Source organism: Psychrobacillus sp. OK032, from assembly GCF_900111345.1.
GTDB lineage: Bacteria > Bacillota > Bacilli > Bacillales_A > Planococcaceae > Psychrobacillus.
Genome location: NZ_FOGY01000005.1, coordinates 261719 through 282647 on the forward strand (window position 1 = coordinate 261719; position 20929 = coordinate 282647).

A 20929-nucleotide genomic window follows, 5' to 3' on the forward strand; every position below is an offset into this window, starting at 1 on the left:
GTCTCAAACTAAGAGACTGCGAAAAATTGTTTCTTGAAAAAAGTTTGCGATTTCTAATTCGGATAAAGATTCGTCATGCGTCACATTCCAATCGTTGATAAAAGCAAGATAAGCCTTAAATAATAAATATGCTACAAGTTCGCTATTTATTTGTCTCAATTCACCCTTTGCCACATACTTATCAATCTTCTCTTTAATGAACGTGACAATAGCCTGTTCCGTTTGATGCAGCATTTGTTTGACAGCTGGTGTTCGCCAATCTTTTTCTTCATCCACAATTTTGGCATATAGTTGATGGGTTTCCCTGAATTCTAACATTTTCATCAACGCAGCATGTGCATTTTCTTCAAAAGAAGCACCTTCTTGAATTGCATTCGTTGCCACCTGCTTCATCTCACAAATCATTCTTCGCACAATTTCTTGAAAGAGAACTTCTTTGTTTTCAAAAAACGTATAAATAGTCCCTTTACCTACGTTTGCGATTTTCGCTATTTGCTCCATGGTCGTAGCTTTATATCCGAAAAGCGAAAAAGATCTCGTTGCAGCTTCTAAAATTTCTTGTTTTCGATCCATTTAGAAACACTCCATTTCCCATTAAAAATGACCAGAAAACCATTCCGGTCATCTAGTCACTATATTACGCTCTGCTTATTCTATTTGCAAGTATTTCTAATGACTGTTGTGCATTGTATCATCGTTTTCGTCTGGTAATACTATACTCAAATCTGGGCTTCCAACTGTTAGCTTTTGTTTTGGCATTGTATGAAGACCTCTCGCAGTAGTGTGAGCAAGCATATAATAGACCCCGTCATGATCGAATGTATAATTCGCTTCATATACACCATCTTTTGTAAATGTTCCTTCTATCATTTGCCCTTCATCACGTAAACCAGATTCCCACACCTCGAATTCTACTACATCCGCGTCGTCAACTGCTTTTTCTCCTTGGGACACTTTGACAGATAAAACAACTTCCTCTCCTACTGGTAATTGCTCAGCTGTTTGTATTTGTACAACGATTTCTTGAAATGTGGTTTCCTCCTGATTTGCTTCTTCCGCTCCACAACCTGTTAACACCATTGCTGTTAAAGTAAACGCTGCTATGATTTTTTTCATGCGAATGAATCCTCCCAAATTGGTAGTGTAATATATACGGTAGTTCCTTTTCCTACTTCACTTTCAAATGCAAGTTTACCATTTTGCACTTCTACTAATTGCGCAGCAATGGATAACCCTAGTCCCGTTCCTCCATCTGATCGGCTTCTTGCCTTATTCACACGGTAGAAACGTTCCGTAATATGTGTTAGATGCTCCATTTCTATTCCACATCCTTCATCTGCAATATGAATAGTCGTTTCTTTTTTAGTTGTTTTATTCGATATTGCAATTTTAGATGTATTAGGAGAATATCTAATGGCATTTTCTAAGATATTTATAAGTACTTGCTTTGTCTTTTGTTCGTCTGCACATAAAATTGTCTCTTCATCTATCGAAATAGCAAACGTTATTTCTTTTTCGTTCGCCATTGGTCTTAGAAGTTGTACTACTTCACGGATTGTTTCTGCTAAAACGAGCGGATTAGTTTCTACTTCTTCTAACGTTTCCGATCTTGCAACGGTTAACAAATCATTCGTTAGCTTCTGCATACGATTTGCTTCTCGCACGATGAGAGTATATATTTCTGCCTTTTTCTCTTCTGGTACAAGTCCTTGTTCAAATGCCTCTCCATACCCTTTAATATAGCTAATCGGAGTGCGAAGTTCATGTGAAACGACAGAGAGAAAGTTTCGCTTCTTGTCATCTTCTTGTTGAATGGATGTTGCCATTTGGTTAAAACTTTTTGCAAGCTCTCCCACTTCATCTTGAGAATCCATTTTGACTCGTGTATCATACTTTCCTGCAGCCATATCCAGCGCTGCTTCATTTAAAATGGCTAATGGTTTTAACACTCTTTGCAGACTTTTCAAGCTTATATATGCTAAGCAGATTAATAAAAGAGAAACAATTACTATTAAAAAAAGTGCGTCACTCGACGCCATTTCTGTAATTTTCGTTAAAGGAACATATACATAAATAATTCCTTCTAATCTATTCTCATCAACAAGTGGATAAATAACCGATACTACATCTCTATCAAATCGCTTTTCGTACCCACGTTTTGTTATTGGGTTCCCATCTATCAATTCCGCTCGTTCTTCTGCTCCGATTAATGTATCATAATCGATATCAAAAGGTAGACATGCACTTAGTTCCCTCGGATTTCTTACCGTAAATACTTCCACATCTGAAAAACGATTATAATCCTCGGTTTGTTTAATAAATGCATTCGTAACGGCACCACCATCATATGTACGTTGCAAATTTTCAGCAACTTCCTTCATAGACATTTCAGTATGTTGTACGTAAAGTCCCTCATACAAAAAGTTCGTAAAAATAACCAAAAATACAATCGTCGTTGTAATAAAAATGAGTAACAATATCCATATTTTAACCGATAGCTTTTTCATTCTATTACCTCAAAACGATAGCCAATTCCCCAAACGGTTTCAATATATTTTCCTGCAACGTTACCGAGCTTTAATCGAAGCGTTTTAATATGTGTATCTACTGTCCGTGTTCCGCCTTCATAATCCAATCCCCAAAGTCTTTCTAGTAGCTGCTCTCTAGAGAACGCGATCCCTTCATTATCCATAAATAGATGAAGTAGTTCATATTCTTTGAGCGTAAGATTAATTTTTTGATTGTTTCGTAATATTTGTCTGCCAGCCGGTTCATTTACTAAAATCCCTTTTATAAGCTTATCCTCTTTCGATACTATTCCTGTTCTTCTTAAAATAGCATTTATTCTCGCAATTAGTTCGATCGAGGTAAACGGCTTAATGACATAATCATCCCCACCAAGCGTAAGTCCTTTTACTAAGTCCGTTTTCGCATCTAACGCGGTAAGAAATATGACGGGTATCGATGTAAATTCTCTTAAATCCTTGCAAACTTCAAAGCCACTTTTCCCAGGCATCATGACATCAAGTAATAATAAATCAATTGAAAACGATTGAACCATTTTAATTGCGTCTTCTCCATTTTCAGCGTGTAACACACCATAACCAGCTTTTTGCAAATGCAATTCAATTAATCCTCGCATATCTTGTTCATCATCTACTACTAATATCGTTGTCATTTGCTCGCCTCCCTTACGACTAACTGAAATGGACCTTTTCCTACTTGCAGTTCATTCGTTACTTTACCTGATTGGATAAAGTATAGTTGATAATCATCATAACCTGATAATACGATATTATCTCTAAATGTTGCGATAGAAAAAGGGTTCGCACCTGCTTTGAATGATGCTAGCACTTCACCCTCTTCTGATATCTCATAAACAGTGCTACTTCCATGACTCACTGCATAGATATTCCCGTTTGCTGCCTTCGTCATATTAATCGGCATCATCGGCGCTTCTATTTCACCGAGCAACTCTCCAGTCGCTATATTATATCTTTTAATAAAACGATTAGGACTACTGCCAGCACCATGACCACCGAGCCATAGTTCATTTCCATTTACGAGAAGTCCATGCGAAGAATTCGGGATGTCCCATTTGTTTTTTTCTGTTAAATCTAATGAAAAAATAGAAAGAATTTCATCTTTGAAGTTTACTACGTATAGATTGCCGTCATGTGCAATCATCGACATCGGATAATTCCCAGTAGCAGCTTGTCCTAGGGGTTCCCCTTTATTATTGAAAAGTGAAACAGTATTTTCTTTTCCATTTGCTATGTAGATGTTTTCTTCATAAGCGTATGCAAAGGTTGTTCCTTTTTGTACATCCAGTGTTGCCAGCTGTTTACCTGTAGATAACTGGATAAGAACCGCTTCCTTCAGCGTAAATCCATATAGTAATAGGAGGTCATCTGACACTAATGTAAATCCCGTATATGTAGCATCCAATTGCCAACTTTCCATCACTTCCTGCTCTGTAGAAATGAAATCGATTGTTCCATCTACAGTATTCAAACTTGCAACGAAATCATCAGATGGATCAATGGACGGTAATGAGGGCTGTACACACGCACCAAGCAAAAACAAGATGAACAATATACTAAGCTTTCTCAAGTTCATACCCCCCTAGAGCTATTTTACAGAAAACGTGTGAAAAAAGTTTGAAATTCTATCCAAGCATAAAAAAAAATTAGAAGACTTTGGATAAAAAATCCTTTTATAACAAACTGATCAACGTCACAAATTTACAACTAATTCCTCAAGATTACAACTAAGACCGACATTTTACAACTAAACAAAATGATTAATAAATTTAAACTTAGATAAGTGTGTTCTATGTGCATTTAAAGCGGACATAAAAATCCCCAAAAGCCAATTAATAGTGGCTTTTGGGGATTATATTGTCTATCTACGCACGAAGTTGTTTTAACACAACATCGGCCATTGCATCGATGAATAATGGTTGATCATTTGGCATTGCCGGGCGTACATATGTAGCTCCAATATCGTCACATACGACTTTACACTCATAGTCGTTATCGTATAGCACTTCTAAATGCTCTGCTACGAAACCTACTGGCGTATACACGAATGTTGTATAGCCTTTTTCTTCGTGTAATTCACGAGTTAAATCTTGTACATCTGGTCCAATCCATGGCTCTGGAGTTTGTCCAGCACTTTGCCAACCAACGGCATAGTTTTTAACGCCTGCTGCTTTTGCAATCAAATCTGCTGTCTCATTTAACTGATCTGCATATGGATCTCCCATAGAAAGAATTTTTTCAGGAAGAGAGTGAGCAGAAACGATTAAACAAGCTTTTTCACGTTGTTCTTCCGGCATTGCTGCAAATGCTTCGCTTACTTTTTCATTCCAATATTGGATGAATTTCGGCTCATCATACCAGCTTTCTACAGAAGTTATCGTTAAATTACCTAATTTCTCAGCTTCTTCTTTAATGCGACCATTATATGACTTAATTGAGAATGTAGAGAAGTGAGGTGCTAATACGATAGATACTGCTTCTGTAATTCCATCTTTGTGCATTTGTGCAACGGCATCTTCAAGGTAAGGCTCAATATGTTTTAACCCAATATACAATTTGAATTCGATATCATCTTGTACTGCGTTTAGACGATTACATAAACCTTGTGCTTGGTTTTTCGTAATTTTCGCTAAAGGTGAAATTCCACCAATCGCTTTGTAACGACCAGTTAAGTCAGCTAATTGTTCCTCACTTGGTTTACGTCCGTGACGAATATGTGTATAGTAACGTTCAATATCTGCTTCTTCGTATGGTGTTCCATATGCCATTACTAATAATCCCATCGTTCTTTTCATCATTGTCACCTCAAAAAAGTTTAGTTAGATTTTGCTGCAATAAGTTCACGGCTATATTCATGTACGAATGTTGTTAAACGTTTTAATGTATCCGGATTCACTTCAGGGAATACACCGTGACCAATATTAAATATATGACCTGGTTGTGCTACGCCTTGCTCTACAATGACTTTTGCACGTTTTTCGATTTCTGCCCAGTCTCCGATTAAGTACGATGGATCCAAGTTCCCTTGAAGCGTTTTAGTCAATCCTTTTGCACGCGCTTCCTCAATTGATAGACGCCAATCGAGTCCAACTACATCTACAGGTAAGTCATGCCATTCCATTGCTAAATGACTTGCACCAACACCAAATGTTATTAATGGAACACCAAGCTCACGAAGTTCCGTAAAAATCCTTGTCATCACCGGTTTAATGAAAATACGGTAATCTGCTACGTTTAAAGCCCCGACCCAAGAGTCGAAAATTTGAATCACTTTAGCACCTGCTTTTACTTGTGCTTTAATATATACGATAGTCATATCAGCAAGTTTGTCCATTAATGTAAACCATGCTTGCGATTCCGAAATCATAAACGCTTTTGTTTTGTTATAGCTCTTCGAAGGACCACCTTCTATCATATAGCTTGCCAGTGTAAATGGAGCCCCTGCAAATCCGATTAATGGAACACTCAACTGTTCAGTTGTTAACAATTTAATCGTTTCTAATACAAATGGAACATCATCTTCTGGAGATAAATCGCCAAGATTATATACATCTTGCACCGTGCTGATTGGATTTGAAATTACTGGTCCCACACCAGCTTTTATTTTCACATCTACGCCGATTCCAGTTAAAGGTGTTACAATATCTTTATACAGGATCGCTGCATCTACATTGTAATTTTCCACTGGCAAACGTGTAACATATGCACATAATTCTGGTTCATGCGTTATCTGTTCTAAAGAATACTTTTCTTTTATTTTTCTGTACTCAGGTTGAGATCTACCTGCTTGCCTCATATACCAAACTGGCGTATGCTCCACTTGTTCTCCACGGGCTGCACGAAGCAGTGTATCATTAAAAGTAGTCATTCAAAATTCCTGCCTTTCTTCTATCTACGGTCGTTTTTCTAATATACGTCTCCACTATAGTCGTTCTATTTCCTATTGTATAGGTATATAGTGTAATTGTCATAAATTTGTCCTGTTTCTTCGTTATAATCCGGTCAATGTGTTTTTAAGTTTGCATTTAGGGGAAAAGTATAAGCAACAAACAAATTTAGGAGGTACTAGTATGAATCTCTATATAACTTCAGGAACACCAGAATTTATGGAATCCATAAAAAAGAAACATCCCAATGAGCAAATATATGCATTGCATGGAATAGGTAATTCTGTACTTATCCATGAAACTCCCCAAAAATCTGTTTTCCAAGCTCCAAGAAAATATGAAATTTTAGAAGCTTTTGGTCAATTCTCTGAAAAGGGTTATTTCGCCATACAAAATATTCCCCTTTCCGACGAAGGTAAACCCATTTTTGAATTTAAATATACAAACTTATCACCAACACTTCAATCTGAGCCAGGGTTTATCGCGCTACGTGTATTAAAACCAATCAAATCAGAAACTTACATTATTTTAACAGAATGGTCTGGTCCAAACAGCTATGAAGTATGGGCAAAATCCCATCCAATGAATTTCGATGAGGTCGCAGATAAGCAACGAATCTTCACAAGTGCCCCTTATGTCTCAACTTATTCATCTATAAATGAAGAAGCCTAATATTATATAGATGTTTAATAGACTATGGTCTAATATACATTGAGCTTGCATCTATAAAAAATGAATGTTTGATGCTTCAACACCCAACAGTGTTGCAATAAAATAGTAGCGCTTCATAGGCGTAAAGATAAGTAAACCACCCAATACTTGCTATTGCTTAGGGGCGGTTTACTATTTTCTTTTGAAAAAATTCATTTGATATACATTTAAATTATATTTTCAATGTTGGAGATAGGTAAAGAATCCATTAGAACTAATAGTCTACTTTTTTGTTATAATGGTAAAAAGATAAATGGAGGTTAAGTTTATGACATTAGAATTATCGGAAAAATTAGATAGTGCATTTGAAGAGATGGTCGAAATCCGTCGTTACTTACATATGCATCCAGAAGTATCATTTAAAGAAACGAAAACCGCTCAATATATTCAAGACTTTTATACAAATTTAGAAATTCCTTTTCAAGCAAATGTTGGTGGAAATGGCGTTGTTGCTAGAGTAAAAGGAGCATTACCTGGTAAAACTGTTGCACTTCGCGCAGATTTCGATGCATTACCAATTCAAGATGAAAAAGATGTCCCATATAAATCTACTGTAGATGGTGTTATGCATGCATGTGGACATGATGGCCATACTGCAACCCTGCTCATTCTTGCGCGTACGATAAATGAATTAAAAGACCAGTTAGCTGGAGAGTACGTATTTATCCATCAGCATGCGGAAGAATACGCTCCTGGTGGGGCAAAACCGATGATTGAAGCAGGATGTCTAGAAGGTGTCGACGCTATTTTCGGTACTCATTTATGGTCCTTGTATCCACTTGGAACAATTGAATATAAGTCTGGTCCAATTATGGCGGCAGCGGATCGTTTTGAAATTACTATTCAAGGACAAGGCGGACATGGGGCTAATCCGCATCAAGCAAAGGATGCAATCGTTGTAGCCTCTCAGCTTGTAGTAAATTTGCAACAATTAGTAGCGAGAAGAGTAGATCCTACACAATCTGCCGTTCTTTCCGTCGGTTCTTTTGTTGCTGAGAATGCTTTTAATATTATTGCAGACACTGCAAAACTCGCTGGTACAGTACGCACTTTTGATGCAGACGTAAGGGACTTAATGGAACGGGAATTAGAACGGGTAATTGAAGGTACATGTCTAGCTGCTGATTGTACGTATTCATTCGTTTTCGATAGAGGATACACTCCAGTTATTAATCATGAAGAAGAAACCGAATTTCTAGCAACAGTTGCAAAAGACGTGCCTGGTGTAGATCTAGTAAAAGAGTCAGAGCTTCTAATGATTGGAGAAGATTTTGGATATTATATGGAAGTGGTTCCTGGAACGTTCTTCTTTACAGGTGCGATGCCACAAGGGGAAGTTTTCCCACATCATAGTCCTAAGTTTGACTTCGACGAGCGCGCAATGCTCATCGCAGCGAAAACATTAGGAACAGCTGCTATTCAATATCAAACGAAATAAGAGGAAAAGCGAGGAGGCAGCTCCACAGCCACCACAAGCGATTTTGTTTGCGACGAGCTTGCGCAGGAGCACATGTTTTTAACTGCGACGAGCTTGCGCAGGAGCACATGATTTTAACTGCGACGAGCTTGCGCAGGAGCAAGGCGCTGGGGTCTGGACAGGGAATTACTTGTAGAAAGTTATCCAGATACTATAGATTTTATAATTTCCTAAAGCATAAGAAAGGCTGTCAATAACTGACAGCCTTTCTTTATTTCTTACTCATTCGAATCGTTAGTTCCGATACAATGTATACCGCAATTGGGATGAAGAGCGATTGAGGCTCAAGTTCACCTTGTATTAAAACTACGATAAGTACTAATATTGCTTGTACGAATTGAATCATACGCATAAATTTATTAACTGCCCATTTCCTAGCATTCGGCTCAATCGGAAATAACTGATCCATTCGAAACTCGTGTCCAGCTAATAACGCATGGCGCAACTGTACAACTGTTGCAAAAGCAAGCGCACCTGTGAAAATAATCGCAACAACTGGAAACGGAATAAAAATCACTCCAATAACCGATATTACCGTAAGTCTTACCCATAAGTAGAAATAATCATTTGTGCGGATAAAAGTTCGTAACACTAAATATAGCTGACTATTTTTTTGCGCATATGGAACAAGATTATAAACGACATCCAGCCATCTTCTTCTTTTCGTCATCCCTCGAATATGCGGAACATCGGTGAAATAATTCGCAAATCGGTAAAACCGCATCATTCGCGATTGTTCCACTTCGATAAAATGTTCAAATGGAAACGGTACTTCTTTCTTTTTCTTCTGCCATACGATTGCATATATTAGTTGAATAATAACAATCGTGATTAAAAACACATAATTTCCACTCAATAAGAAATAGAGCGCTGCAAATAACAAAAGAAAACGTATAAAACGGTCAACCCATACAGATCTTCCATTCGAAGCAAAACGATAATTAAATTCCGTGTGAATACTCCAATATTTCAATATTAGAACAAAAATAAAAAAAGACAAAACCTCATTTTTCGTAGCACCCGCGACTTTCGTAAGTAGCGGTATAGAAACAAGAAATGCCGCAAGCGTAAGAAAAACAGATGAAAAGAAGGTCCATCTCAATGCTAAGTTAATATACTCCTTAAGCTTTGTTTCTAACGGCAGAAAATACACACTATCTGCGTGCTTCATTAATGTAGTTGGTGAACTAATCGCTATTAGGATACTTAAAATGAAAGCTACAACTAAAAAAGCGGGAAAATCCTTCGGAGCTGTATTTAGCCATTCACTATACGTATATCCCCCTGCACCTATTACGAAAACAAATACAATCGCTATATGTCCAGTGAAGATATACTTTAAGTATTTTTGTAATTCATTTATATAAAAAACGAAACGTTTACCCCATATTTCACGCAAATTGTTCATCTTGTTGTTCCTTCGTCATTTCGATATATAAATCATCTAATGTCGCATGTGGCCTATTAAAAGCAACCCGTAGATCATTCATCGTTCCTTGTGCACGTATTTTCCCATTATGCAACAGAAGGATTCGATCACAATATTTCTCGGCTGTCGATAAAATATGTGTAGACATGAGAACAGAAGCACCTTCTTCTTTTCTTGCTTTCATTTGATCAAGGAGCGATTGAATACCTAATGGATCTAACCCTACAAAAGGTTCATCAATAATATATAAATCAGGATTTACTAAAAATGCACACATAATCATTACTTTTTGACGCATTCCTTTAGAAAAGTGTGCTGGAAACCAATTCAATCGTTTCTCCATTCGAAACTCTTTTAATAGAGACTCTTTCCTTGCCTCGAATACTGTTGGTTCCAAATTATAAGCCATTGCAGTTAGCTCTAAATGTTCTTTTAATGTTAACTCATCGTACAATACTGGCGTTTCGGGTATATACGAAAAAGAAGTTCGATACGTTGCTGGATCATCTTTTAACGATTTTCCGTTAAGTAGAATTTCCCCTTTTGCAGCGTTCATCGTTCCGATAATATGTTTAATAGTTGTACTCTTTCCTGCTCCATTTAATCCTATTAATCCGACTAACTCCCCTTTTCCAATGGAAAAAGTTAAATCATGTAGCACTGGCTTTCTTGTATAGCCACCTGTTACGTTAGTTAGTTCTAATACTGTCATCTCTCGCACCTCATCTCTTCTAAATAGTTTACCAAAACCTGTACGAAAAATCTTCTCTAAGTTGTCCTATTATATGCTAAACTATTGGTAACAATGAATAGGAGGTTTTTCCATGAGTGAATGTATTTTTTGCAAAATAATTGACGGTTCTATTCCAAGTGCGAAAATTTATGAGGACGAACATGTATATGCTTTTATGGATATACAGCCACTAACAAAAGGACATACACTTATTATCCCCAAAAATCACAAAGAGAATGTATATGATTTATCGGAAGAGGAAGCAAGTAATTTATTTAAAGTAGTACCAAAGATCGCTTCTGTTCTTAAAGAAACATTTGGACCTGTTGGCATGAATTTGCTCAATAATAATGGAGCCCCTGCTGGACAAAGTGTTTTCCATTTTCACTTACACTTTATCCCTCGTTATGATCAAACGGATGGCTTCCGTCCAACTTGGCTTACGAAAGAAAAAACATTTACACCGGAAGTTATTCAAGGTTTAGCAAAAGAATTAGCTGAAAAACTTTCAAACTAGTTATTGCATTTTAGGGAAATTAGACATACAATCAATGGTAAGATTCTTGCTAACGATCAAGAGGATACGTTAGAGGGATTTAAACAAATAGAGCTTAGAAAAGCTGAGGAGAGATGAGAATTGAATACGAAAAATCTAGTATTAATGTCCCTATTAATAGGGGTCGGTGCAGTACTTTATATTATTATCCCTGGAATTAATGGTGGGATGAAACCAGACTTCATGTTAACGATGATGTTTATAGGAATTCTATTGTTCCCTGAAGTTAAAAGTGTGTTTCTACTTGGCATTTCAACAGGTGTGATTTCAGGATTGTTTTCTACATTTCCAGGTGGATTTGTTCCGAACATTATTGATAAATCGGTAACAGCATTTGTCTTCTTTGGATTAGTACTATTACTTACTAAATTTGCTAACAAATTACCTGTAGCTGTAGTTCTTACATGTATAGGAACACTTGTATCGGGTACGGTATTTTTATCAACTGCGATTTTTGTTTTTGGAGCAGGTGCAGTATTCGGGGAATTATTCGTTTTAGTAGTTCTTCCAGCAATTGTGATTAATGCAGTAGCATTCTTTATTATCTATCCGATTATCGGCAAATTAATTAAACGGTCTAAATTTGAAACAGCACTTACAGCATAAAATTACTTGCTTTCCTTTTCGAAGGAAAGCTTTTTTTGTTTTAATTAATATGTTTTAATTATGATATATAAAGGAATAATATAATAATAAGGGGTGAGCACAAATGAAAATAGGGCAATTATTTTTAGGGATTGCAACGGGCGTGTTAGCTGGGGCTACTACAGTATTGTTATCCACTCCAAAGTCGGGTAATGAAGTACGTATTTCCTTAAAATCCACTTCAACTGATTTTCTGGACAAACTATCTGATATAAAACTTCAAATGCAAGATTTAAAAAATTCTATTCGCACTCTAACAAAAGAGTCAAAAGAAGTTATCCCAGAAGCTATTGAAGAGATTAAAGCAGATGTGGAACAATGGAAAAGTGAAACTGCACCATTACAAGCAAAACTTCAAGATGAAATTTCCGCTATTCAATCAGCAATCGAAGAGATGGAAAAAGCGTTACCAAAGAGAAAAGAAGCTGCTGCCACACTTGTTGATTAACCAAATGTAACTGGTAAATTGTTTAGTAAATGGTGATAACACACGAGGTATCCTATAAATAGGTGCTTTTGGAGTACTTTGAACTGAACCAGTTCTACTCCATTACCGAGAGTTTTTGATGCGTAGGGATACGATTTTGTAGCTTCCCTACGCATTTTTTAAAATAATCATTCGTCCGTCACTCTCCAAAAGTACAGATAAACAAGTACCATTGCAAACGTAGGACTAGCCCACTTTCTAATCTAGTTAAAAACAGCCAAAGATGTAATTTAAAGAGATGCACGTAATCATTATGATGAGCGGTATCTTTTTTTTATGATAAAAATACTATTATTTATTTTTGATAATATGTATTCAGTTACATACTTTCTTGCTATAATATTTGAAAGATTATAATAGAGAAAGAAGGCATACATATGACTGAACAGTTTTATACGATGAAAGAAGCAATGCTCTATAGTCAGCGTATCGCACAGCTATCGAAGGCACTGTGGAAAGCTGTAGAAAAAGATTGGCAGACATGGATAAAACCTTATGACTTGAATATTAATGAGCATCATATTTTATGGATTTCTTATCATTTGCAAGGTGCCACAGTATCCGAAGTTGCAAAATTCGGGGTAATGCATGTTTCAACTGCTTTTAATTTCTCTAAAAAGCTAGAAGAGCGCGGTTTACTTACCTTTTCGAAAAGAGACGCCGACAAACGAAACACATATGTTGAAATTACAACAACTGGAAAATCATTACTCGACGAAATGTATGAAAATTATCATGATACACCTCACTCTGTTATCGAAGGTTCTCGTTCAATGAAACAATTGTATGGTAAATTTCCAGAATTTTTAGATGTAATGGCTGTTATACGGAATATTTATGGGGATGACTTCATGGAAATATTTGAGCGTTCTATTAAGAATATCGATGAATCTTTCACCCAAAAAGATTAGATTTTGTCAGTGTAAGCGCTCTATAATTCTTAATAATTTATGTATTGCATTTTAATAGTAAAAGTCGTATGGTATGTATCTGAAGTTCATTCTCTTCTACAGGAGTTGCATACACTTTGCATTGTTGGAAAACAATTAATGTAAAAAAACAATATGGCTTAGAAAGGTTATTTCTATTATCCTCTCTATTAGTTATAATCGTTTTTTCTTTCGCATACGTTTTGTTAGGTATTATTAACGACACAAATAAATCAGATGATTATTTTCTAGTATTCACACTAGCATTTTTAAGCATTTACCCGCTTCATAAGTTACTACACTTCATTCCACTTTTTAAGTTTCGTGATAACGTGAAGATCATAAAGAAAAAACAATTTGGTTTTCTACCTACTGTTTCTATTAGAGTAGTTGAACCAATTAATAAAAACAGATTTATCTATTCTTTATTAGCACCTTTTATATTTATCAATTTTGTTTTAATAATCGGAGCATTACTTATACCTGTTTTTTCACATTATTTCACTATGCTATTTGCGTACCATTGTGGTATTTGTTTGATCGATTTAATATATGTAAAGCATTTAAGCAAGTCTCCAAAAAGTGCATATATTGAAGAAACAGAAGCTGGTTTCGAAATTCTAATCGCTCCAACCCATCCTTAGCAAAATGTAACACTTGTAAAATTCGTTCCTTCTTTGATATGCTTACTAGTATATGAAGGGAGTCTGGACATGATCATATTTACGTTAGTTCTATTCTCAGCATTTTATTTGCTACAAATAAACCGAATGACATACGCTTTAGTTATGTCAAAAGAAATTCCGGAAGAAAAACACCCGAAGATTTTTCGTACCATTAATATACTTATTACGATTCTTCTTGTTTCCTTCTACGTAGAACTTTTTTACACAGTTTAAGAGGAAAAAATGGACCCAAATCATTAGAATGATTTCGGGTCATTTCTTTTTTCTCTTTAAATGCATAGGGAACTAAGATCGATTTTACACGATCTTAGTTCACGTCTTCATTAGTAGATAAACGCTGCTCCTACAATGATTAAAAGAATAAATAGAACAACTATCAAAGCAAAGCCAGAACCCGAACCATAACCGCCACCGCTATATTGTCCGCCCATTTAAAAACACCTCCTTTTCCATGTATCCTATGCGATATTTTCAATAATCGGTAGGCAAATGAACGGGAACCATTTTTGTTTTTATTTCGTTTATGTTATAGTTACAACTGCAGCAACAAGAAGTTAGGAGAGAATTCCATGAAAAAAACAGTATTAACATTTACACTTGCAGCATCAGTTCTTGCATTAGGCGCTTGTAGTAATGATTCAGCAACTAAAGACGAAGTAATCGCTACTTCTAAAGTTGGAGATATCACTCATAATGATTTATATGAAGAAATGAAAGCATCTATAGGAGATCAAGCATTTCAACTTCTGATGATTGAAAAAGTATTAGCATCGAAGTATGAAGTTACAGAAGATGAAGTAAACGCGCAATTAGAAGCTGACAAAAAGCAATATGGCGAAAACTTCGAAGCAATAATCGCACAACAAGGCTATACAGAATCTTCGTACAAAAAATTCATAGAACTTAACTTGATGCAAGAAAAAGCATTAGTTGAAGACGTGGATGTAACAGAAGATGAAATAAAGGCTGAATACGAAAATATCAAAAACGAAATCCAAGCTCGTCATATAGTAGTAGAAGATGAAGAGACTGCTAAAAAGGTGAAAGCGGAACTTGAATCTGGAAAAGATTTTGCAGAAGTTGCAAAAGAGTATTCTATTGAACAAGCGGCACAAACAACTGGTGGGGATTTAGGTTGGTTTAACAAAGCAACTAATATGGATCAACAGTTTTTAGAAGGTGCTTTCGCATTGGAGAAAAACGTTCTAAGCGAGCCGATTCAATCTAGCTTTGGCTATCATATCATTGAAGTAACGGACAAGCGTGAGATTGAAGAATCATACGAAGATAAAAAAGCCGAGCTTGAAAAACAATTAAAACTTGCAAAAGCAGATACATCAACGTTATTAACGAAAGTAGCGAAAATGATGAAAGATGCTGATATCAAGATCAAGGATGAAGATTTAAAAACAGCGTTAGATGAGTTTTTAGCTGCAGCTGAAACACCAGCACCAACTGCTGATACAACGACTGAAGATGCAGATACATCAACAGAAGAAAGTAAATAATTTCTCATACAAAAAGCGTAAGGGCATAAGCCTTTACGCTTTTTTTGTGCTTTAAGAAATTATAAAATCTATGGCATATAGATTACTTTCTACAAGTGATTCTTCCTCTAGACTCCAACGCCGTGCTCCTGCGCAAGCTCGTCGCAGTTAAACCATGTGCTCCTGCGCAAGCTCGTTGTAAACAAAATCGCTTGTGGTGGCTGAGGAGCTGCCTCCCGGGCCCGCACGATGCGGGTCATGCGTCCTTTGCCACAGGATGTGGCGTACTTAAGATGCCTTCCCGTCCCATTTGCCTGTCTGAGGCCTGCAGGGTGTAGGTCATGCAGTCGTCGCGAAATATCTTTTTATTTTGCGACGAGCTTTGCGCAGGAGCACCACGATGTCGCGAACTTAGATTGTATTCCTCTAACATAGGCGCTTTCGCTTTTGTTATTATTCAAATGTAGGTTTATAAAATGAACGGTTTTCTAACGGGAATAAACGTTCAGTAAACTCTCCTGGATTTGTTTTGTCTAATGCACGATTTAGCATATTCATTTTTGCATCGATATTATCAATATAATGCAAGATTTCCGCTTCACGAACCATTGGGCGCTTTGGACTTCCCCATTCTTCTTTTCCATGGTGAGAAAGCACCATATGTTGAAGAAGCATAACTTCTTCCCCTTCTATTTGAAGTTCATCTGCTGCTTTTGAGATTTCATTGACCATAATTGTAATATGACCAAGTAAATTTCCTTCGGTCGTGTATGTTGTTGCAACCGGTCCAGATAGCTCTATTACTTTTCCGATATCGTGTAAAATAATGCCGGCATATAATAGATCTTTGTTAAGCGTTGGATATAAATCACATAATGCTTTCGCAAGTTTTAACATGGAAACAACGTGGTCGATTAGACCAGATGCGTAATCATGGTGATTTTTCGTCGCCGCTGGGTATGTCATAAATGCAGGTTGATGTTTTTTTAGTAAGTGACGCGTAACCCGCTGGATCAATGGATTTTTCATTTCGAAGAAAAATTGCATCACTTCTTCCATTAATTCTTCTTTCGACTTTTCAGCTGATGGCACAAGGTCCTGAATAGTAACCTGTTCGTCTGATTTTGCTGGACGGATGCTTTTTACTCGAAGCTGGAACTTTCCTCGATAATCTTGAATTTCTCCTCCTACACGGACAATTTGACTAGCAGCGTATAACTTTTCGTGCTCATCATTTGTATCCCATAGTTTCGCTTCGATATCGCCGCTTTTATCTTGTAAAACAAGTGACATAAATGGCTTGCCAACAGTTGTTATCCCTTTTGTTGATTGTTTTATTAGTAAGAAATGATCTACTGGATCCCCTACTCGTAGTTGTGTAATACCTTTCATTTCACATTCCCTCCACTTCCGGCTAATATGTCTGCTACTTCAACGATATGTGCATCTTTCCAGCCATATCGCATATTTTCATGACATGTAAAATACAGTAGTTGATGTTTTTTCTGTAGCTCTGTCATTAATTGTACCATGTGTTGCAGCCTGAAACGATCGAAATGTACAAATGGATCGTCCATAATAATTGGAAAAGGTGTTGTCCCTTTTAACGCTACTGCAAGTGCAATTCGTAAAGAAATATATGCTTGTTCTTTTGTTGCTTGGCTAAGCTCGGCAATTTTATAACGCTGTCCGTTTGATCTGACGGCTTCAAAATTTCCCTCTGGCGTTAGGACCAACGCTTCATAAACATTACCTGTAAGCGTGCGGAAATAGCTCTGTGCGTACTCCAATACTTCCGGAAGGCGTTCTTCCTTTAGTTGCACAAATGTTTGTTGTATCGTTTCTACAATCGCCTTATAAGCAGCCCACTTTTTCACTAATTCATATAGCTCTGTCTTTTTCTGTTCAAGCTGTTGTAGTTTTTCACTTTGTTCATCATTTTCGATCAACTTTTTTGTTTTATATTGGAGAGATGCTTTTTCTTCTAGCAATTGATTCCGTTCTTGTTGGAAGGCATGCAGTTTTTCTTTGTTCTCTATTTCAAAGCTTTCATTAAATTCATGGATATTAATTTCTCTATTACCTAATTGCATTCTAATTTGTTCGATTTCTTTCTCTAATGCTAGCTTTTCTTCATAAAGTTTAGATGCAGTGTAATAATCTCCTTCATTTTCTACATTCGCTTCTTTATACAACTCACCAATTTTTTCTACATATACAGCAAGAACTAATTTAGTTTCCTGTAGTTTTGTTTCAATTTGAACATTTTTTTTAGCTTTAAACTGTTGTTCTTCCGCTTTTCTCTTTTCTATTAAATAATGTTCACGAAGTTGGTGGAAAAGTATATCTTCTATTAAATGAATGTTTGCCACTTCTTGTGCTTGTTCGAATAGTATTTGAAACCTTTTACTCACTTCATATAATTTCTCTTCCATTTGATCTAATATCATTTGTTGTTCTTGAATTATTCGGAGTCTATTAAATAACTCTGGCAATAGGCTAGGTGAGAGCTCATTACTAATATGGTACTTCGTTAAAAATGAATGTATCTGATGGTAAATCTCACTATTTTCTCGCTCTAGTTCTCGTATAGCATATTCGAGTTGTGCTATTTGCTCCTTTAACTTCTGTTGTTCTTTCAACAATAAACTAGAATATTTTTGAACATCATTTGATTGTTGCAATGTTCTAAGCAGGAACGTGAAGCCAACGTAAACAATCACACTAATTAGGACAGTTGTCAGAGCGATCATCCAATTTGCTTGAAGAAAGCTAAAAGTTAAACCGAGTAAAAGAATGACTCCAATAAGCAAAATAGCTATTCGGTTTGCATTATTTTTCTCGGAAGAGGATCTGTTCGATCGTTTCGATTCGTTTATATGATTTTGGTGTTTTTCGAGGTCTTCTTTTTTCATTTGTAATAAACGATTTTCCTGAATGATTTGTCGTTCTAGTTGTTCCTGTTTTTTAAGGAATGAAACAAGTTTATCTTCTTGCACAATGGATACATCCGCTTGAACCATATGAGTTAAACTTTTTTCCCAATCTACTCCAATTAGCGCTAATTGTTGCATTTGGCTCTGCAAAGTTTTACTTTGTTCCTCTTCTATTTGTATTCGTTTTGCTCTCTGTTCATGCCACTCGGTTTCCTTGTTTAAAAATGCTTGTAGCGCTTCTAATTCTTCTTGTGATAAAACTTTGTGATTATTTGTTGTATTAGCGAGCTCTTCCTCTAATTGTTCAAGCATAATTTTCACACTAATTTCTTTATCCTTGATTAACTCATAGCGACGTATTCCATCTACTGGGAAGGTTATTTGCTTTACTTTTTCAAGCGCTTGTTCCAACACTATTTCTTTTTCTTTTATGGGCTTTAGTTGCTTCCAACTTAAATAGTGTTGTAATCGATCAGAGATATTTTTCTCCTCTTCGATCGTTTTCGTTATGAGTAGTTCAAGTTCAAGTAAACGTTTAATAGAGGGCTCATACATTTGCGTCTCTTCCATTTTTTGTTTCCATGCTAACTCTAATTCTCGTAATTCTTCGATTTTTTGATTGATTAATGGCTTCTTCCCAGTTGGTTTAAAGAGTTCTCCCATTTCTTTTACAAATTGAGCTTCGACACTTGTTAACATGTCCATCCCAGTTGTACCTGATATAAGGAGCGTTCTTGTTAGCTCTTCTTCTGTCATTTTTTCGAAGCCTTGCAATTGAAGCAATGAAAAAGAGAAAATTGCTTCGAAATCTGCACGACTGTATGAATGAAGTAAAGATGAAAGTTCTTTCTCCCCACCTCGGGTGCCATCTTCAAAGTATAGTGTAACGTCTCCGCTTGCTTTTCCTTTAACACGTTCTACTATTATACGAGCTCCATGCTTATCTATTAGATGAATTTTTCCACCGTACTTGGCCCCACTTTTCGGTTCGTATCTTAATATTTGTGCATTTTTTTGTGGGAATCCAAAAAGCATATGCAAAATGAATTGTTGGATGGTGGACTTTCCGGCTTCATTTTCCCCGTACAAGACATTGATGCCATCCATTAAATTTATTTCTACATTTTCATGTTTTCCAAAGCCATATATATGGAGTTTTTCTATTTTCACTGTTTATCCACCTTTGTCACTACTTTTGAAAGCAAATGTTCTGCTTCTTGTAACGTTTCATTCAAAAACAGTTCGTCTATTGTAGGTAAATATCTGCTACCTTTTGGATGTCGATAAAGATCTTTTAAAACATGTTTCCAGTCGGAAGAATCCCATTCTTTCATTATATCTAGAAGCATATTCAATTCTCTTCGATCTTTATTAGGGTGAGTTATATGCAAGTCTTTCACTATTATAAACGGACTATCCATCTCCAAGTTTTCTTGTAGGAGAAATAGCCACTCTTCCTTAGAAGAACCTTGAATAAGCTCGTTTGTCTCTTCTGTAATATCCGTTAAAATAAGTTCAATCAATGCATTTCCATTTGTTTTCCTGTAGTGGTCTAAGGTTAGTTCGATATGTTTTATTAATTCATTTGCATGAACAATTCCTTCACAAGAAACTTCTACTACATCATAAAGAAATGCAGATGACGGTATAAATCGAAGCATTGCATTATGTTTCGTTAAGGTGACATCATAAAATCCTTTTAACCCTTTTTCGTTTCGGTGACGACTTTGCGTATTACCTGGATACACAATCGGTGGATCATCATGCAAAGTTTGTCGCTTATGAATATGGCCAAGTGCCCAATAATCATAGCCCTTTGCTATTAAATTATTTTTTTGAAAAGGGGCATATACATCATGTTCCACGTTTCCTTCCACACTACCATGTAGCATTCCGATATGAATATGTTGTCCATTAGCAGTCGGGTAATAGGTATGCATTCCTTCTAAAACATGTCGCTCTTTATAGCTAAATCCTGATATATTTACTTTTTGCCCTTTAATATCTAATGTTTTTGTTTCCACGTCTCCTCCAAATTCTTGCACATTGTCTGGAAGCTGAAACCGCACCCAGTTTCCACTTAAATGATCATGGTTTCCATAACAAATGAAAACAGGAATTCCTTCTGATTGTAGTGCTTCCATTCCTTTTTGAAATAAATGTTGGGCACGTAAACTACGATTTTCCCCATCATAAATATCTCCAACTATTAACACGAAATCTGGCTTATTTTCCAATGCATATTCCACAATGTTTGTAAAAGCGTTAAATGTGCTTTCACGTATGTCATTCCACTTGCTTTGCGGAATAGAAGAAATCCCTTTAAAAGGACTGTCCAGATGCAAATCAGCTATATGGAGAAATCGAATTTCTGTCATTGCTTCCACCTCACTCAAAAACGAATATTTGTTCTTATTTTATCA

22 protein-coding genes are annotated in these 20929 nt (G+C 36.2%); 9 read left to right on the forward strand and 13 right to left on the reverse strand.

Annotation, left to right across the window (positions count from 1 at the left end):
• Nucleotides 1-3: 3 nt before the first annotated feature.
• From BMZ04_RS11930 to hemE, 7 genes are all read right to left on the reverse strand, one after another.
• Entirely contained in the window at nt 4-573 is a 570-nt protein-coding gene (locus BMZ04_RS11930) for a TetR/AcrR family transcriptional regulator (protein WP_093270461.1), read from the reverse strand.
• 96 nt (nt 574-669) lie between these two features.
• Entirely contained in the window at nt 670-1116 is a 447-nt protein-coding gene (locus BMZ04_RS11935) for a FixH family protein (RefSeq protein WP_093270464.1), read from the reverse strand.
• Nucleotides 1113-2507 carry a sensor histidine kinase gene (locus BMZ04_RS11940; RefSeq protein ID WP_093270467.1) on the reverse strand — a complete coding sequence of 465 codons (1395 nt, stop codon included), beginning with the start codon at nt 2505-2507 and terminating at the stop codon, nt 1113-1115. The genes BMZ04_RS11935 and BMZ04_RS11940 overlap by 4 nt, the downstream gene beginning before the upstream one ends.
• On the reverse strand, nt 2504-3178 hold the full coding sequence (locus BMZ04_RS11945; RefSeq protein ID WP_093270470.1) for a response regulator transcription factor: 675 nt from the start codon (nt 3176-3178) through the stop codon (nt 2504-2506). The genes BMZ04_RS11940 and BMZ04_RS11945 overlap by 4 nt, the downstream gene beginning before the upstream one ends.
• A complete protein-coding gene (locus tag BMZ04_RS11950; RefSeq protein WP_093270473.1) occupies nt 3175-4113 on the reverse strand; it encodes a YncE family protein in 939 nt (312 codons plus the stop codon). Before BMZ04_RS11950 ends, BMZ04_RS11945 begins: the two co-directional genes overlap by 4 nt.
• 295 nt (nt 4114-4408) lie before the next feature.
• Nucleotides 4409-5341 carry a ferrochelatase gene (hemH, locus tag BMZ04_RS11955; RefSeq protein WP_093270476.1) on the reverse strand — a complete coding sequence of 311 codons (933 nt, stop codon included), beginning with the start codon at nt 5339-5341 and terminating at the stop codon, nt 4409-4411.
• A 17-nt stretch (nt 5342-5358) separates the two neighbouring features.
• Nucleotides 5359-6411, reverse strand: coding sequence for a uroporphyrinogen decarboxylase (gene hemE / locus BMZ04_RS11960; RefSeq protein ID WP_093270479.1), 1053 nt, complete (start codon nt 6409-6411; stop codon nt 5359-5361).
• A gap of 202 nt (nt 6412-6613) precedes the next feature.
• On the opposite strand from hemE, the gene BMZ04_RS11965 reads away from it, so the two are divergent.
• Both BMZ04_RS11965 and BMZ04_RS11970 read left to right on the forward strand, forming a co-directional pair.
• Complete coding sequence (locus tag BMZ04_RS11965) at nt 6614-7102, forward strand: antibiotic biosynthesis monooxygenase family protein (protein WP_093270482.1); 489 nt, start codon at nt 6614-6616, stop codon at nt 7100-7102.
• Nucleotides 7103-7409: 307 nt separating this feature from the next.
• Nucleotides 7410-8579: a M20 metallopeptidase family protein gene (locus BMZ04_RS11970; protein WP_093270485.1), complete on the forward strand. Its 1170-nt coding sequence runs from the start codon at nt 7410-7412 to the stop codon at nt 8577-8579.
• 250 nt (nt 8580-8829) lie between these two features.
• On the opposite strand, the gene BMZ04_RS11975 is transcribed toward BMZ04_RS11970, so the two are convergent.
• Nucleotides 8830-10026: an ABC transporter permease gene (locus tag BMZ04_RS11975; protein ID WP_093270488.1), complete on the reverse strand. Its 1197-nt coding sequence runs from the start codon at nt 10024-10026 to the stop codon at nt 8830-8832.
• Nucleotides 10010-10759: an ABC transporter ATP-binding protein gene (locus BMZ04_RS11980; RefSeq protein ID WP_093270491.1), complete on the reverse strand. Its 750-nt coding sequence runs from the start codon at nt 10757-10759 to the stop codon at nt 10010-10012. Before BMZ04_RS11980 ends, BMZ04_RS11975 begins: the two co-directional genes overlap by 17 nt.
• A 112-nt stretch (nt 10760-10871) precedes the next feature.
• On the opposite strand from BMZ04_RS11980, the gene BMZ04_RS11985 reads away from it, so the two are divergent.
• From BMZ04_RS11985 to BMZ04_RS12010, 6 genes are all read left to right on the forward strand, one after another.
• A complete protein-coding gene (locus BMZ04_RS11985) occupies nt 10872-11297 on the forward strand; it encodes an HIT family protein (RefSeq protein WP_093270494.1) in 426 nt (141 codons plus the stop codon).
• Nucleotides 11298-11417: 120 nt separating this feature from the next.
• Nucleotides 11418-11942, forward strand: coding sequence for a tryptophan transporter (locus BMZ04_RS11990; protein ID WP_093270497.1), 525 nt, complete (start codon nt 11418-11420; stop codon nt 11940-11942).
• Nucleotides 11943-12045: 103 nt separating this feature from the next.
• A complete protein-coding gene (locus BMZ04_RS11995) occupies nt 12046-12429 on the forward strand; it encodes a YtxH domain-containing protein (protein WP_093270500.1) in 384 nt (127 codons plus the stop codon).
• 416 nt (nt 12430-12845) lie between these two features.
• The gene (locus tag BMZ04_RS12000; protein WP_093270505.1) at nt 12846-13379 is read left to right on the forward strand and encodes an HTH-type transcriptional regulator Hpr; all 534 of its coding nucleotides are present in this window, start codon (nt 12846-12848) and stop codon (nt 13377-13379) included.
• 116 nt (nt 13380-13495) lie between these two features.
• On the forward strand, nt 13496-14041 hold the full coding sequence (locus BMZ04_RS12005) for a DUF3267 domain-containing protein (protein WP_093270508.1): 546 nt from the start codon (nt 13496-13498) through the stop codon (nt 14039-14041).
• Nucleotides 14042-14110: 69 nt separating this feature from the next.
• Nucleotides 14111-14296 (forward strand): hypothetical protein, encoded by a 186-nt coding sequence (locus BMZ04_RS12010; protein WP_093270511.1) that lies wholly within the window; start codon nt 14111-14113, stop codon nt 14294-14296.
• Nucleotides 14297-14406: 110 nt separating this feature from the next.
• On the opposite strand, the gene BMZ04_RS12015 is transcribed toward BMZ04_RS12010, so the two are convergent.
• Entirely contained in the window at nt 14407-14514 is a 108-nt protein-coding gene (locus BMZ04_RS12015; RefSeq protein ID WP_093270514.1) for a YjcZ family sporulation protein, read from the reverse strand.
• 138 nt (nt 14515-14652) lie between these two features.
• Between BMZ04_RS12015 and BMZ04_RS12020 the strand changes: the two genes are divergently transcribed.
• The gene (locus BMZ04_RS12020) at nt 14653-15591 is read left to right on the forward strand and encodes a peptidylprolyl isomerase (protein WP_093270517.1); all 939 of its coding nucleotides are present in this window, start codon (nt 14653-14655) and stop codon (nt 15589-15591) included.
• 432 nt (nt 15592-16023) lie between these two features.
• Here the strand turns inward: BMZ04_RS12020 and yhaM are convergent, their stop codons facing one another.
• Genes yhaM through BMZ04_RS12035 form a run of 3 tightly spaced genes read right to left on the reverse strand, consistent with a single transcriptional unit; the run spans nt 16024 to nt 20884 of the window.
• Nucleotides 16024-16962 (reverse strand): 3'-5' exoribonuclease YhaM, encoded by a 939-nt coding sequence (yhaM, locus tag BMZ04_RS12025; RefSeq protein ID WP_093270520.1) that lies wholly within the window; start codon nt 16960-16962, stop codon nt 16024-16026.
• Complete coding sequence (locus BMZ04_RS12030) at nt 16959-19676, reverse strand: ATP-binding protein (RefSeq protein WP_093270523.1); 2718 nt, start codon at nt 19674-19676, stop codon at nt 16959-16961. The genes yhaM and BMZ04_RS12030 overlap by 4 nt, the downstream gene beginning before the upstream one ends.
• Nucleotides 19673-20884: a metallophosphoesterase family protein gene (locus BMZ04_RS12035; protein ID WP_093270526.1), complete on the reverse strand. Its 1212-nt coding sequence runs from the start codon at nt 20882-20884 to the stop codon at nt 19673-19675. Before BMZ04_RS12035 ends, BMZ04_RS12030 begins: the two co-directional genes overlap by 4 nt.
• Nucleotides 20885-20929 lie beyond the last annotated feature (45 nt).

What these genes read in the sequence shown, in the direction of transcription:
- BMZ04_RS11985 (WP_093270494.1), top strand. Translation starts at nt 10,872, where the DNA reads ATGAGTGAATGTATTTTTTGCAAAATAATTGACGGTTCTATTCCAAGT.
- BMZ04_RS11935 (WP_093270464.1), bottom strand. Translation starts at nt 1,116, where the DNA reads ATGAAAAAAATCATAGCAGCGTTTACTTTAACAGCAATGGTGTTAACA.
- BMZ04_RS12020 (WP_093270517.1), top strand. Translation starts at nt 14,653, where the DNA reads ATGAAAAAAACAGTATTAACATTTACACTTGCAGCATCAGTTCTTGCA.
- BMZ04_RS11995 (WP_093270500.1), top strand. Translation starts at nt 12,046, where the DNA reads ATGAAAATAGGGCAATTATTTTTAGGGATTGCAACGGGCGTGTTAGCT.
- BMZ04_RS11965 (WP_093270482.1), top strand. Translation starts at nt 6,614, where the DNA reads ATGAATCTCTATATAACTTCAGGAACACCAGAATTTATGGAATCCATA.
- BMZ04_RS11930 (WP_093270461.1), bottom strand. Translation starts at nt 573, where the DNA reads ATGGATCGAAAACAAGAAATTTTAGAAGCTGCAACGAGATCTTTTTCG.
- BMZ04_RS12035 (WP_093270526.1), bottom strand. Translation starts at nt 20,884, where the DNA reads ATGACAGAAATTCGATTTCTCCATATAGCTGATTTGCATCTGGACAGT.
- BMZ04_RS11940 (WP_093270467.1), bottom strand. Translation starts at nt 2,507, where the DNA reads ATGAAAAAGCTATCGGTTAAAATATGGATATTGTTACTCATTTTTATT.
- BMZ04_RS11970 (WP_093270485.1), top strand. Translation starts at nt 7,410, where the DNA reads ATGACATTAGAATTATCGGAAAAATTAGATAGTGCATTTGAAGAGATG.
- BMZ04_RS11945 (WP_093270470.1), bottom strand. Translation starts at nt 3,178, where the DNA reads ATGACAACGATATTAGTAGTAGATGATGAACAAGATATGCGAGGATTA.
- BMZ04_RS11980 (WP_093270491.1), bottom strand. Translation starts at nt 10,759, where the DNA reads ATGACAGTATTAGAACTAACTAACGTAACAGGTGGCTATACAAGAAAG.
- BMZ04_RS12000 (WP_093270505.1), top strand. Translation starts at nt 12,846, where the DNA reads ATGACTGAACAGTTTTATACGATGAAAGAAGCAATGCTCTATAGTCAG.
- BMZ04_RS11975 (WP_093270488.1), bottom strand. Translation starts at nt 10,026, where the DNA reads ATGAACAATTTGCGTGAAATATGGGGTAAACGTTTCGTTTTTTATATA.
- yhaM (WP_093270520.1), bottom strand. Translation starts at nt 16,962, where the DNA reads ATGAAAGGTATTACACAACTACGAGTAGGGGATCCAGTAGATCATTTC.
- hemE (WP_093270479.1), bottom strand. Translation starts at nt 6,411, where the DNA reads ATGACTACTTTTAATGATACACTGCTTCGTGCAGCCCGTGGAGAACAA.
- hemH (WP_093270476.1), bottom strand. Translation starts at nt 5,341, where the DNA reads ATGATGAAAAGAACGATGGGATTATTAGTAATGGCATATGGAACACCA.
- BMZ04_RS12015 (WP_093270514.1), bottom strand. Translation starts at nt 14,514, where the DNA reads ATGGGCGGACAATATAGCGGTGGCGGTTATGGTTCGGGTTCTGGCTTT.
- BMZ04_RS12010 (WP_093270511.1), top strand. Translation starts at nt 14,111, where the DNA reads ATGATCATATTTACGTTAGTTCTATTCTCAGCATTTTATTTGCTACAA.